Here is a 12,804-nt window from a genome sequence, read left to right as displayed (position 1 = left end):
GTCGACGGTCGGCCGGTCGAGCTGCCGAACGGAATCCGTCAGGCCGCTCGCGGGTTCGAGGTGGGGAAACGGGTGGAGGTAGGAGGAGGGGCGGAGGGTTGGGTGTGGGGTGGGGGTTAGGCCGCCTCCGGCGGGGGCGCAACGACTCCAGGATGGAGGGCCCGCTCCACCGTGGTGTGGGTCGGCGGCAGACAGCGAGGACATGAGCTCATGTCGCGGCCGCGACTCCACTTACCAATAGATCGCCACGATTTCGGTCTCTACAAACTTTTCATCTTCCCTTGCAGAAAACGCTACCGGAGGCGTATCGCCCATTACAGACGATCCTCCGGGCAGTAGTCCCTGCTCTCGGCACGCCCTAACCCGGAGTTCAGCAACTTTCGCTGCACCGACTTCCCGTCCACCCAAGGTGGCGATATGAGCGGCAACAGAAGAAAACGCTTTGCGGCTCTCCGCTACACCCACCACCAAATCAGCCGTTTCGCTAGCAATCTGCTCAACCTGCTGGCGATCGCTTTCAGTCATCTCCACGCCCGCATGGCCCGCAAGCATATCCGCAAACGCGCACAGCGCCCGAACTCTCGGCTCCATGAAACGCTGCTGACGCTTCGCGCCTGCCGCAAATGCCTCCAACATGCCGGACCCGAGTACGTTTACCTCATCCATCAATTCGGGAACAACCTCGGCGAGTACATCCGCCAGCTTGACAGCAGTCCATTCAGAATGTAGGCCATCGTGACCGAATCTGCAGAGGATCCTAAACCTAGACCTCGAAAATAGGACGCGCCTGATATCTTTCCAAAACAACGACTCCTCGGCCACGCCGACAAGATAGAGTTTTTGGGTCGGAGGGCGGTCGTGGGGAGCAAGCTCGGCAAGAAGGCGTCGATGTACGAGGTAATCCTCTCCCTCTGCCGACAATACCTCGTAGTCGACGACCCGACACCTTAGTGGCACCAGGCCAGCCATTAGCTTGCCGAGAAGTCCGTTAATCTCGATAGCCTTATCCAGGGCACTTCTGTCCGCATCGGCAAACAGCTGTTTGCCTTCCTTCACAATGTCAGCAAAAGTGGAGATGATGACGCTAACTCGGAAAGCGGGGTCTGCCTGTACCTCAACCTCTATATCCGCTAGGCGTCCGCGCCGCAGTCTATTGCTAGAGATAACCCAAACATCGTCAACTGGTCGCGCGATTGCGATCTCGGCCAGCTTTCGGGCCGCGCCCTCACTCTTGGGCGGCTCCTCTAATAGGATGGGCCGCAAGACCAACGAGCCTTCTTCTTCTTGGTAGAGCCGCTTAAAAGTAGCCTGCACCGTCGCCTTGCTGACCACCTTGGTGTCTTCGGTCCAGGTTGTTTCTCTTTGAGCCCCAACGCGAGCCTTTAAAGCCATCCAGGTGCCTTCGATGCGACTGTTGAACTGCTCCTTACTGGCCTTAGTCAAGGTGTCGGTGAATTCATTTGGGAGCTTTCCAAGGCGAGATGAAAGAAGGCTTGTAACGCTGACCTCGTCGAGGTAGACAAACTCGCGTAGCTCCATCTCCCGCAGAAGCGCAAGCGCCTCACGGCGCCGCCTGCGCCGACGCTGCAACCAATCCCAGACAATCATTTAGTTTCCTCCGCAGGCTTCTCACGGATGTCAGCAATGACCCGTGTTCGCTGGGCGGTGACACGCTCAAACCCGCCAAAGTAGTCTTCATCTAGAATCACATCGCGGCCATCCTTGACAGCCAAGAGAGCGGCCTCACTCCAAATTGCGGCAAGTTCCGCAGGCGACCACGATTCAGTCTTGTCCGCAATAATCGAGTGGGGCATCTCGCCTTGTATGTTTAGTTTCCGTGCCGAAGTTCGCAGGATTTTTTCTCGATCCTCGCGAGAAGGGAGCGAAAAGTGAATCTCCCAGTCGAATCGCCCAGGTCTGCGTAAAGCAAGATCGATATCTTGCGGCCGGTTCGTTGTCGCGATGACTACAACATTCGTATCGATCGTAAACCCATCCATAGAGGCAAGTAGCTGACCGACGATCCGGCGGGATGCCTCGTGTGAGCTGTCATTCCTCTGGGAAGCTAGGCTGTCCATCTCATCAAAGAAGACAATGGCCCTGTCTTGATCGGCGGCATCATCGAAGATCGTACGGATAAGCTCCTCGCTCTGGCCGTACCACTTACTCAGTACTTGCGGCCCACTGATCTCGTAGAAGGCGGCACCTGCGCGGTTCGCGATGATCCGGGCAAGCATGGTCTTGCCAGTTCCAGGTGGGCCCGTAAAGAGCACTCCCTTAATCGGTTTAGCGCCGATTTTCGCAAGGTCCTTGTGCTTCTTAAGCGGAAGCTCAATCAGCTCCTGCGCCCTCTCTACGATTTCCGAGAAGCCGCCGAAGTCGTCGAACGACGGGGAGTCGCTGGGCCGCGTCTTAAACTCCTTGACCGAAACGGCGTCTTCCCGGATGTCGAGATACTTGATGGGATCGGTCGAGAGAACTCGTTGGATCCCATCCGAATCGAGTCCTTCGACCGTGTTGCCCTTTTCTACCTTGAAGCCTTTCGGTAGCGGGAGAGCTCGTATCCTCCCACTGACATCTACGACCGCCTCGTTTTCGAGGACGAGGCGTACCACACCGATCCACCGCTCCTCCGGCCAGAGTTTCGGTGCAGTCCGCCGCACCTTCTTGAGATCTGCACTGACCAGTAAAACGTCTCCTTGAACGAAGTCGTCGTCTTCCAGTATTTCATACGGGATCACAAAGCCATTGGGGAGTTCAACAATGAACTCTTCGCCCTCAGGGTCAAGGTGCCGAATTCGACCAACGATATGCTTAGGGTCACGCTCGGATGCCATAGGCTACTGGTACTCACCATTCTTATTGCGGCGGAAGTCATGCCACTGATCTGGCCTGTCCGGTGATGTAGCCGCCGGATGGATCTGCCCAGTCTCACTCACGGCATCACCTTGCCACAGTGCCACCACACAACGCGACCCGTGCCTACACAGGCGGCATCGGCTGGACGTGGCAGGCGGGACAGCGCAGCCACGAAGTGCAGCAACCGTCCCGTCTGCACGCTGGGATGCCGGTCTATCCCAAGGCTGACGTCTGAGAAGTCAGGCGGCTCGTGAACGTCTCCTCAGCAGCGACCGGTGTGACCAGCGGCGTAGCCGTTCGGCCGTGGTCGGCCGAGAGGCCAGCCGAACAAGGTCAAGATCCGGGCCGATGTCCTGGAAGTCGATATCAGAGCCGAGCGTAACCAGGATGCTGTTGACGGATGTAGCTCGTCGGAACTCTTGGATCCTCTCCTCTGTTGCATCAGGCTCGCTCGTATCCACCGGCACGCCAGAACGGCGCGAGTAACCGCAGTCGGTGTAGCCGATGTACCACGTCAGATACAGGCCCGGGTTACCCCAGTAGTAACGCTCCCAGTAGCTAGATCTCCTAGCCCCTAGCCATCCAAAGCGGTCCCGACCCTCTGGAACTCGATCGTCTAGGGCTCCGTCAAAGACCGTTCGGCCTAGCTTCACCCATCTATCCTGCGGGGTCACCAAGCGGATTTGGGGGGAGAACCAGCGGTTCGCGGTAGTTAGCGAGTACGCCACCACCACATCCCCGACATCGCCGCAGGTAGTCCAGGTGACCAAGTAGCCATCTCGATCGAGCACCCAGGTTCGTACCGTCAGGTCTGCCTCGGCCCACGTTCCCGCGGAGGGAACCCTGCCCTTGGCTCGGCCCTCGAAGGTTGGATGCCCGAACAACTCCTTCACCAGGTCCGCGTGCATCCCGGGCACGAGTCGGTCATAGCTCTTCGTCCAGCCTCGGCGCCGACCAAGAGTCCTTCTCCACCAAGCGCGCAGGAGCGTGAACAAGGTAATCGACGCGACAACAGGGGGTACGGTTTTCAGCGCGTCTACGAGCCAGGTCATCCAGTTCACGGCAGGATCATCCGACATCCAGCCCGGCCGCGCACGCCCTGACCACGGAGCTCCGGATCAGCAGGGCCATTAGTCGTGGTCCTGCCACCTACGATGTTGGTTGTGCGCCTTGCTGATGTGACACGCTCCGATGTCGTCGCCGCAGTTCAGGAGTTCGACAAGCTTGGCCGGGAGGCGCTTCTGGACAAATGCGGCTTCGGGGTCGCCCGGACGTACTTTCTTGAGGTCAACGGGCGTCAGTTATGGCTCAAAGGCGATCATGGGCTACGCGCACGGAGTCAGCCAGGGCGAGTTCCTGCGCTCGGGTGGCCGTAGGAGCAGGCGTTCCTGGTGCCTACCGTCGACGCGAGCTGTGCGAACACATTGACAGGCAGGGAGGATTGAAACCGAGCTGGCTACTTCGGCGGCGGCAGCGCCGGGCGGCCAGCAGCGCCCGTCACGGCTGATCGCTGGCGGGTTGACAGGTGCGGCGCGAAGCACAGGAGTCAGCGGATCGTCAGCGAACGCCGCACCGCGTGGCGACTCTCGATCATGCTCCATGGCACGACCGATACGTCTGACCACGCGGTACGGCACTCGATCACACTCGCTGCTACGTCAGGTCATTCCCCCCGACGGGGGTCGTCCCTTTCCCGGTGCCGTTGAGGGCCGGGTCAAGGCGCGCGTTTCCCGGGTCGGCCGGGTCCGAAGGCCGGCCCGACGTGGGAGCTTGCTGGCGCGTATGAGGAGCCGCGTCTGCGGGCCCCGGCGGTCGTCCGCGTTGGTGGAAGCTAGGAGACGTCGAAGAGGCGAAGGCCGTCGAAGTCGGCCGTTGAACGTCGCCAACGGCAGCGCCGGTCGAGCAGGCAGTACGCCGCAATCCAGGAGTCATTCGTCGGCCGGGGCCGCCCGCGATGCTGCGCCCGAGCCTGGAGTTGCCCCCAGACTGTCGCCACCGCCTCGTCGAAGCGGTCATGCAGCCGCCCCCCGGAGGATCGCCGACGCGACGTCGGTGTCCAGGACGACCAGACTCACGCGGCGCCAGCTCGCCGGGAGGTGTAAAGGTCGGCGAGGAAGTCGTCCAACTCCTCGTCCGACTCGAACAGGCCGGGCCGCGCCAGGTCGTCGACGGAGGCGACAGGCCGAATCCCCTGGCGACGCGCCAGCTCCTCAGCCGGTACGTGCTCAGCGGTCGGCCACTCGGGCATCTGCTCAACGCTGCTCGACGTCACAGCTCACCTCCTGCGTCTCGAACCATCGTCAATTCTCGCACCTCCTACGCCGAGGCGGCGCACGTTCGGCTTCGCTTCGCTCGTGGCATCGAACGGCGACCGAAGCCCCGTCATGTCGATGCGCGTGCCCGGGCGCGTTCGTAGGCCAGAGTCAGTTCGGCGAGAACTCCGTCGGCTGGTTGCGGGCGGCCTTCGAGGTGCGTGCTGCGGAGTTCGTCCATGAACCTCTGCCACATTTCGGGGCCGCCGTCGGCGAGTAGCTGGGCGCGGATCGACAGCTCGGGTGATGTCGGGAGCCATCGGGAGCCCCAGGCGCCGAGATGCGCCATGAGCGGCACGAGTTCGATTGCCGCCTCGGTGAGGCGGTAGTCGATCTTCTGTCGGTGGGTCGGGTCCTCGTGCCTGCTGAGCAGGCCCGCGTCCACGAGCTTGGACAGGCGGCTGGCGAGGATGTTCGAGGCGATGCCTTCGATCGAGTTCGTGAGCAGCTCGCGGAAGTGCCGGTGGCCGCCGAACATCAGATCACGCAGCACGACCAGGCTCCATCGGTCGCCCAGGAGCTCGACGGTCAGGTTGATCGGGCATCCGGACCTTCCATCGGGTACGGGCAGGCGACCGGCCCCTACTGATGGCGACATGCAACCAGTTTAGTACGGTGGCACCGGTTGCAAGTTGCAACCGGAAGTTCTCCGCAGCTACCAAGGAGGATCCGTGCCGCAGTTGTTGAGGGTGCAGAGCTTCAACGTGTCGCGTGACGGGTTCGGCACCGGCGAGGGGCAGAGCCTGGAGCGACCCTTCGGCCATGCCGACCCCACCCAGCTGTTCTCCTGGCGTGCCGCCACCGCCAGCTTCATGTACCGCACCGAACCCGGCGGCACCCGTGGCCTGGACGACTACCTGACCCGCGACTACGACCACAACATCGGCGCGGAGATCATGGGGCGGAACAAGTTCGGCCCCCAGCGCGGGCCCTGGGAGAACCACGACTGGCAGGGCTGGTGGGGGGACAACCCGCCGTTCCACACGCCGGTCTTCGTGCTCACCCACTACGAACGTCCGTCGTTCACCCTGTCCGACACCACCTTCCACTTCCTCGATGCGAGCCCGGCCGAGGCGCTGGAGCGCGCCAGGCAGGCCGCCGACGGTCGGGACGTGCGCCTCGGTGGTGGAGTCGCGACCATTCGCGAGTTCATCGAGGCCGACCTGGTCGACACGATGCACATCGCCGTCGCGCCCGTCGACCTCGGCCGAGGTGAGCGGCTGTGGGACAGCCCCGACGACCTGCTCGACCGCTTCCACCTCGAGTCGGTGCCGAGCCCCAGCGGGGTCACCCACCTGCTGTTCTGGAGGCGATGACCGCCGACCCCGATCGCAGGGACATGCGGCGTTCTGCACGCCGGCTGCCGGCGAATTGGTGCAACCTTTCTTTACGTCTGACAAGGCTACTCTTGACAGGCCGCACGCGCCGCCGTCAGGACGCGTGTCAGTCGCTGCGTCCTTGCTCCGACTCCGGCAACGCGACATGCCCGGCTCATCGCCATATTGAGCAGCGCCGGAGAGCAACGGCTTGCAGCAACGGTGGGCCATGCCGGCGTTCGGACGAAGAGTGCTCGGCTTCACCCGCTCGGTACGGTTGCTGACCATGCAGCGGATGGCGCTCTTCGATCTCGATAACACGCTTGTGGACCGTTCGGGCGCATTCCGACGCTGGGCAGTCGAGTTCTGCGCCGATCACGGGCTGCCAGACGACGCGCTGGCCTGGCTGATCGCGACTGATCAGGACGGTGCCGTACCCCGCGACTGGTTCTTTGGCGAGGTGACGGCCCGTTTCGGTCTGGCATCGGTGGACACCACGTGGGGGCAGTTCCGACGCCGGATGCCGGAACTGGTGAGTTGCCCCGACGAAGTGTTGGGGTCGCTGAGGCTGCTGCGCGACGCTGGCTGGAGCGTCGCGATCGTGACCAACGGCCAGGCGGACAACCAGTTGGGCAAGATCAGGCGTACCGGGCTGGACCGGTGCGTCGACGCCTGGGCGGTGTCCGCAGAGGTGGGCGTCCGGAAGCCAGCACGCGAGATCTTCGAGGCGGCGGCCCGTGGGTGTGGTCTTGATCTGCGGGGTGGCGGCTGGGCGATCGGTGACAGCCCGGTGCTTGATGTCGAGGGTGGCCGCGCGGCAGGGCTTGCCACCCTATGGGTCAGCCGGGGGAAGGAGTGGCCGACGGAACTAGCCCCTCCTGATCGCACCGTCACGGATGTCGTGGCCGCTGTCGAGGTGCTGCTGAACGAGGACGCCGGGCGGTAGTTGTACCAGCTGTCCGCGCGGTCAAGCCGGCCGTCGGGCTCCGCGCAACGGCTTCGGCCGGGACGTCCACCCTCCCACGGTCCGAAAGCCGACTCTGCGGCGGCACCTGAGCATTCCGCCGCTGGTGGGAGGGCCTTTCCGCCCTCCGACGCCCTACGTAGCGGTCGCGCGACGGTGTGGCGTCACCCGAGGCGCGTTCGTACTCTGTCCGGGACGTCCCGTCGACCGTGGGGGAGGGCCGGACGCTGCTGGTTAACCGGAGCCTCGCCGACGTCCCCTCCGACCGGGTCGTCGCGTTGCCCGACGCGGACACCGACGCGCTGGCCATGCTGATCGCGCGGGACCACGCGGAGTTGGCCGCCGTGGTGCACCGCCCGGCCGCCCGGATCACGCTGCCGGTGGACTTCGTGTATGCCGCGTTGGGCCAGCTCGAACAGGTCGCCGTCGAGTTGCTGCCCGCCTGGCTGCCCGAGGCTGCGGACGGCGTACGCCCGGACACGTCCGGCCTGGCGGCGGTCCGGGCCGCCGCTGCGGCGCGGTCCCGCCGCGATCGTTATCCCGGTTCCTTCCTGCCCGACCTGGCCGTCTTCGCGGTGACGGCCCGGCGGCCGTCCGGCGCGCAGTTGCCGTTGCGCACCCGGGCGGCGGCGCTGGCGCGGCTCGTCGCGGGGGCGTTCGGCCGGCGTCGGGTGGTGCTGCTCGTCGAGCCGGCCGCCGGCACCGGCGCGGTTTCCGCTGCGGGGGCCGCCTGGCTGGTGCAGCACGGCGGCCCGGTCACCTGGCTGCTCGGTGCCGGCGCGGCCGGTCTGGAGGCGGTGCCGGAGTTCTCGGTCGCGCTGCCGTCCGCGCCGCGCGCCGCGTCGCTCGCGCCGCCACACACCGTGCCACCCGCGCTGCCACGCACAGCGCGCGCCGTGCCGCCCGCGCCGCGCGGGCTGTCGCCCGACGCGGGGGCGGTGGTGGGTCGGCCGCATCCGGCGAGCGAGGCCGAGAAGAGGCTGGAGGCGGCGCTGGTCGCCGAGAGCTGGGCCGTCGGGCGGCGGTGGAACCAGAGCTACCGGTCGCACGATCTGGCCATGCCGATCCGGCTGGATCTAGTGTGGCCCGACGAACGGTGCGTGGTGGAGATCGACGGGCCGGAGCACTGCCGTCCGGTCCACTTCGAGGCCGACCGGCAGCGCGACGTCCAGTTGCAACTGGATGGTTACGCCGTCCTGCGCTTCACCAACGCCCGGGTGACCCACGACGTCGGTGCCGTGGTCCGGCAGATCGGCACGTATCTGCGGGAACGTCGGCGGGACATGGCGGAAGGACGGCAGCATGGCCGGCGATGATCTGACGGCATCGGAGAGCGCGATCCTCGTCGTGCTCATGGCCGAGGCGCGCGAGGTGCTGAACACCGAGCTCCGCGAGCGCTACCACCTCGACGTACGCAAGCCGCAGCGCGACAAGCTCACCCGCCTGCACTACGTCGCCAGCCGCAAGAGCGGATCGACGTACGCCCTCCAGCTCGACGACAAGGGCTGGGTGCGGATGCAGAGCGACCTCGACTTCGCGCTGCGCGGCGCGTCGGCGCTCGGCGCCGCGTTGACCGCCCTCCAGGCCAACCTGCGCGACCGCGTCCTGGCGCGCAGCGGGTGCGCCACGCTGGCCGAGCTGTTCGCCGTGACCGACGTACGCGCGTCGGCTCCTACGGCCGCCGCCGACCCGGCGGGTGCGCTGACGGCGCGCGTGGTCAGTGCGTACCGGGCGCTCGCCGACGCACCGGGGGCCTGGGTGAGCCTGCGCCGCCTCCGCCCGTTCTTCGCCGACGTGCCGCGCGAGGACCTGGACGAGGCGCTGCGTCGGCTCAGCCGCTCCGAGGGCGTCGCCATCGCGCCGGAGTCGAACCAGAAGACGCTCACCGAGGTGGACATCGCGGCCGCGCTGCGCCTCGGCGGGCAGGACAACCATCTGCTGGCGATCGGCGTGTGATGGACGAGGCGGAGCGGAGCGCGCTGGCGGCCCTGCGGTTCGACTGGGCGCCGGTCCCCGACGACGTGTGGCGTCCGCTGCCCTTCCACGTCGAGGGCCTGCACGTCCCGGTCGTCCGGGAGGTGCTCGCGGGGGTGGACGAGGCCGCGTCGAACCCGCACGGCAGCCCGCTCGGCCTCGTCGTGCAGGGGCAGCGGGGGTCCGGCAAGACCCACCTGCTGGGCGTGGTCCGCCAGCGGGTGCAGGAGGCGGGCGGCTACTTCTTCCTGGTCGGCCTGCTCGACGCGGGCAGCTTCTGGGACAACGTCCTCGCCGCCCTGCTGGACGGCCTGGCCCGGCCGGTGCCCGGCAGCCCCGAGACGCAGCTCAAGCTGCTGCTGCGGCGGCTGTCGGCGCTGGTGGGCGCGCCCCGGACGGCCCGCCGGGCCGTGATGGGCGACACCGAGCTGACCCGGCCGGCGCTCGACGCCTTCCTCACGGGGCTCGGCGACTACGACCGGCACGCGGCCCGCACCTGCCAGGAGACCGCCCGCGCCCTCGCGCTGTCCGCCTCGGAGGACATCTCCCACCGCGACCTGGCGGAGAACTACTTCCTCTCCGGCGAGGAGGTGGTGGCCGGCGAACGCGCGGCCTGGGGGATGCGGCGCGCGCCCCGACCGGCCCAGCAGATCGTGCAGGACCTGTCCTGGCTGCTGGCGCTGACCGGCCCCTCGGTGGTGGCGATCGACCAGGTCGACACGCTGATCGCCCAGTTGGCGATCCAGAGCGACCCCGCCGTGGTGGGCGCCGCCGCGATGAGCCCGGACCAGTCGCTCATGCTGGCCCGGATGGCGGACGGCCTGATGTCGCTGCGGCAGGCGACGCGGCGCACGTTGACCGTCCTCGCCTGCATCCCAAACTCGTGGACGATCATCCGGTCCACGGCCGCCGACACCGTCGCCGACCGGTTCCGGGAGACTCCGGTCCTGCGCCGGATCGACGATGCCGACCTCGCGCGGGCGATCATCGAGAAGCGGTTCTCCGTCCGCTACGGCGAGGTCGGGTACGCGCCGCCGTACCCGTCGTGGCCGGTGTCCCCGCGCGCCTTCTCGGAGGCCGGGGCCTTCACCCCGCGCCAGCTGCTGATCGAGATTGACCGGCACATCCGTGGCTGCCTCGCCGCCGACGAGGTGCGGGAGATGACCACGCTGGGCGAGCCGGCCGCCGCCGAGCCCCGGGCACCCCGGCCCGCTGCCCCGGTCACGGCCACCGCCGAGGAGATGGACCGCTACGACGCCCGCTTCGCCGAGTTGCGGGACGCCGCCGACGTCGCCGCCCCGCTCGGCCGGGCCTCGGAGGACGAGGCGATGCCGCCGCTGCTCGCCGCCGGGCTCACCGCCTGGATCCTGGAACGCGGCGACGCGGGTGCGGCGTTCAGCGTCGACCCGCCCCCGAGCACCGATCCGCCGCTGCACGCCCGGCTGCGCCTGACGCTCGACGAGCGCACCGAGGACCAGGCGCACTGGTGTTTCCGGGCGATCAGCGACGACCACCACGGCAACGCGGCGCTGGCCCGGCTCCGCAAGGCGAGTGTGGCGGCCGCCCTCGACACCGGCTCGGCCAAGCGCACGCTGTTCCTGCTGCGCAACCGCGGCTGGTCGACCAGCGCCGCCACCCGGAAGGCCGTCTCCGCGTTCACTGCGGCGGGCGGGCAGACCATCGGCGTCGACGAGGAGGACCTGCGGATCCTCTCGGCGCTGCGGGTCATGCTCGCCGAGGCCACGATGGACTTCCAGGGCTGGCTGGTCGACCGCCGCCCGACCCGGGACCTGAAGTTCCTCCAGCACGCGCTGGCCGACGTCGACCGTTGGACGACGGACGCCGCGCCGCCGCCGGTCACCCCGACCCCGGTCACTCCGGCCCCGGCCGCCAGCGAGCCGGCCCAGTCGGGTGAGCCGGCCCAGTCGGCCCCGGCTGCCGCCGTCCCGGCCGAGCCGGCGTTCGTCGTCGGGTACGGGTACGACGACAACGCGCCCGTGCCGCTGGCCCTGGAGGCGCTCCGGAAGCACACCACGATCTTCGCCGGCTCGGGCTCGGGCAAGACGGTGCTCATCCGCCGCATCGTCGAGGAGTGCGCCCTCGCCGGTGTCTCCGCCATCGTGCTCGACCCGAACAACGACCTCGCCCGCCTCGGGGAGGAGTGGCCCGAGCCGCCCACGGGGTGGCGGCCGGGCGACGCGGCCCGGGCGGAGGACTATCTGACGTACACCGACGTGGTGGTCTGGACGCCGCGCCGCAACTCGGGCCGCCCGCTGAGCTTCCAGCCGCTGCCCGACTTCACCGGCGTGCGCGACGACCCGGACGAGTTCGGTGAGGCCGTCGAGGCGGCCGTGGCGGCCCTCGCGCCGCGCGCGATGGTCACCGGCCGGGCCACCAGGGCGCACCTGGGGCTGGCGGTGCTGCGCAAGGCCGTCGAGCACTACGGCCGGCGCGGCGGTTCCCGGCTGAGGGGCCTCGTCGACACGCTGGCCGACCTGCCGGACGGGATCATCGACCTCGACGACGCCGACAAGATCGGCCTCAGCCTGGCCCAGAACCTGACGGCGGCCATGGTCAACGATCCGCTCTTCGGGGGCGAGGGCACCCCGATGGATCCCGGCGTGCTGCTTACGCCCGCACCCGGCAAACGGGCCCGGGTGTCGGTGGTCAGCCTCGTGGGCCTGCCCTCCGACGACGTACGCCAGAGCTTCGTCAACCAGCTCCAGATGGCGCTGTTCGCCTGGATCAAGAGGAACCCGGCCGGCGACCGGCCGCTGCTGGGGCTGCTCGTCATGGACGAGGCGCAGACGTTCGCCCCGTCGGGGGCGATGACGGCCTGCACCCAGAGCACGCTGGCGCTGGCCGCCCAGGCGCGCAAGTACGGGCTCGGGCTGGTCTTCGCCACGCAGGCGCCGAAGGGGCTGCACAACCGCATCCCGGGGAACGCGGCGACGCAGTTGTACGGCCTGATGAACAGCCCGATCCAGATCGAGGCGGCCCGCGAGATGGCCCGCGCCAAGGGCGGGGACGTGCCGGACATCTCCCGGCTGACGGTGGGCGAGTTCTATCTCGCCGCCGAGGGCGCGGCACCGCGGAAGATCCGGACCCCGCTCTCGCTGACGCATCATCCCCGCAGCCCGCTCACCGTCGAGGAGGTGCTGGATCGGGCGCGCGGGACGGGCCGGTCCGGAGTGGCGGGACAGTAGCTGAGAGTGATCTGGGGCGGTGTGCAAATTGCCCCGATGGGATTGTCACGCACCCTTCGCGCAGCGTCCCGTCGCCACTACTTTGTGCCGTACTGCCAGGTAAAAGGCTTGATCATTGATCTTCCCGAACATTGTGGACGCTGGGGCGTCTACAACCGCTGCCCGCCACGGAT

Annotated in this window: 10 protein-coding genes; 5 read left to right on the top strand and 5 right to left on the bottom strand. The window is 67.4% G+C overall.

What is annotated here, in order from left to right; translation table 11 throughout:
- Positions 1 to 231 precede the first annotated feature (231 nt).
- The 5 genes from ACVMYR_RS02095 to ACVMYR_RS02075 form a co-directional block, all read right to left on the bottom strand.
- Positions 232 to 1,608 (bottom strand): DUF6414 family protein, encoded by a 1,377-nt coding sequence (locus tag ACVMYR_RS02095; RefSeq protein WP_457120976.1) that lies wholly within the window; start codon positions 1,606 to 1,608, stop codon positions 232 to 234.
- Positions 1,605 to 2,837 carry an ATP-binding protein gene (locus ACVMYR_RS02090; RefSeq protein ID WP_457120975.1) on the bottom strand — a complete coding sequence of 411 codons (1,233 nt, stop codon included), beginning with the start codon at positions 2,835 to 2,837 and terminating at the stop codon, positions 1,605 to 1,607. Before ACVMYR_RS02090 ends, ACVMYR_RS02095 begins: the two co-directional genes overlap by 4 nt.
- A 261-nt stretch (positions 2,838 to 3,098) precedes the next feature.
- On the bottom strand, positions 3,099 to 3,911 hold the full coding sequence (locus ACVMYR_RS02085) for an ETEC_3214 domain-containing protein (protein ID WP_457121284.1): 813 nt from the start codon (positions 3,909 to 3,911) through the stop codon (positions 3,099 to 3,101).
- 1,019 nt (positions 3,912 to 4,930) lie between these two features.
- Positions 4,931 to 5,131: a hypothetical protein gene (locus ACVMYR_RS02080; RefSeq protein ID WP_457120974.1), complete on the bottom strand. Its 201-nt coding sequence runs from the start codon at positions 5,129 to 5,131 to the stop codon at positions 4,931 to 4,933.
- 110 nt (positions 5,132 to 5,241) lie between these two features.
- Positions 5,242 to 5,769 carry a winged helix-turn-helix transcriptional regulator gene (locus ACVMYR_RS02075; RefSeq protein WP_457120973.1) on the bottom strand — a complete coding sequence of 176 codons (528 nt, stop codon included), beginning with the start codon at positions 5,767 to 5,769 and terminating at the stop codon, positions 5,242 to 5,244.
- A gap of 73 nt (positions 5,770 to 5,842) precedes the next feature.
- On the opposite strand from ACVMYR_RS02075, the gene ACVMYR_RS02070 reads away from it, so the two are divergent.
- From ACVMYR_RS02070 to ACVMYR_RS02050, 5 genes are all read left to right on the top strand, one after another.
- On the top strand, positions 5,843 to 6,487 hold the full coding sequence (locus ACVMYR_RS02070) for a dihydrofolate reductase family protein (RefSeq protein WP_457120972.1): 645 nt from the start codon (positions 5,843 to 5,845) through the stop codon (positions 6,485 to 6,487).
- Between the two features lie 250 nt (positions 6,488 to 6,737).
- Complete coding sequence (locus ACVMYR_RS02065) at positions 6,738 to 7,433, top strand: HAD family hydrolase (protein WP_457120971.1); 696 nt, start codon at positions 6,738 to 6,740, stop codon at positions 7,431 to 7,433.
- Positions 7,434 to 7,660: 227 nt separating this feature from the next.
- Positions 7,661 to 8,767 carry an endonuclease domain-containing protein gene (locus ACVMYR_RS02060; protein ID WP_457120970.1) on the top strand — a complete coding sequence of 369 codons (1,107 nt, stop codon included), beginning with the start codon at positions 7,661 to 7,663 and terminating at the stop codon, positions 8,765 to 8,767.
- A complete protein-coding gene (locus ACVMYR_RS02055) occupies positions 8,754 to 9,407 on the top strand; it encodes a hypothetical protein (RefSeq protein WP_457120969.1) in 654 nt (217 codons plus the stop codon). Before ACVMYR_RS02060 ends, ACVMYR_RS02055 begins: the two co-directional genes overlap by 14 nt.
- On the top strand, positions 9,407 to 12,631 hold the full coding sequence (locus tag ACVMYR_RS02050) for a helicase HerA domain-containing protein (protein WP_457120968.1): 3,225 nt from the start codon (positions 9,407 to 9,409) through the stop codon (positions 12,629 to 12,631). Before ACVMYR_RS02055 ends, ACVMYR_RS02050 begins: the two co-directional genes overlap by 1 nt.
- Positions 12,632 to 12,804 lie beyond the last annotated feature (173 nt).

It is taken from the genome of Micromonospora sp. PTRAS2, assembly GCF_054052245.1.
The sequence above is the reverse complement of the archived record's forward strand: the minus strand, read 5'-3'. Positions and strand labels throughout refer to the sequence as shown.

Bases quoted from the DNA above. Each gene is read 5' to 3' on its own strand.
- ACVMYR_RS02095 (WP_457120976.1), bottom strand. From the start codon at position 1,608: ATGATTGTCTGGGATTGGTTGCAGCGTCGGCGCAGGCGGCGCCGTGAG.
- ACVMYR_RS02090 (WP_457120975.1), bottom strand. From the start codon at position 2,837: ATGGCATCCGAGCGTGACCCTAAGCATATCGTTGGTCGAATTCGGCAC.
- ACVMYR_RS02085 (WP_457121284.1), bottom strand. From the start codon at position 3,911: ATGACCTGGCTCGTAGACGCGCTGAAAACCGTACCCCCTGTTGTCGCG.
- ACVMYR_RS02075 (WP_457120973.1), bottom strand. From the start codon at position 5,769: ATGTCGCCATCAGTAGGGGCCGGTCGCCTGCCCGTACCCGATGGAAGG.
- ACVMYR_RS02055 (WP_457120969.1), top strand. From the start codon at position 8,754: ATGGCCGGCGATGATCTGACGGCATCGGAGAGCGCGATCCTCGTCGTG.
- ACVMYR_RS02050 (WP_457120968.1), top strand. From the start codon at position 9,407: ATGGACGAGGCGGAGCGGAGCGCGCTGGCGGCCCTGCGGTTCGACTGG.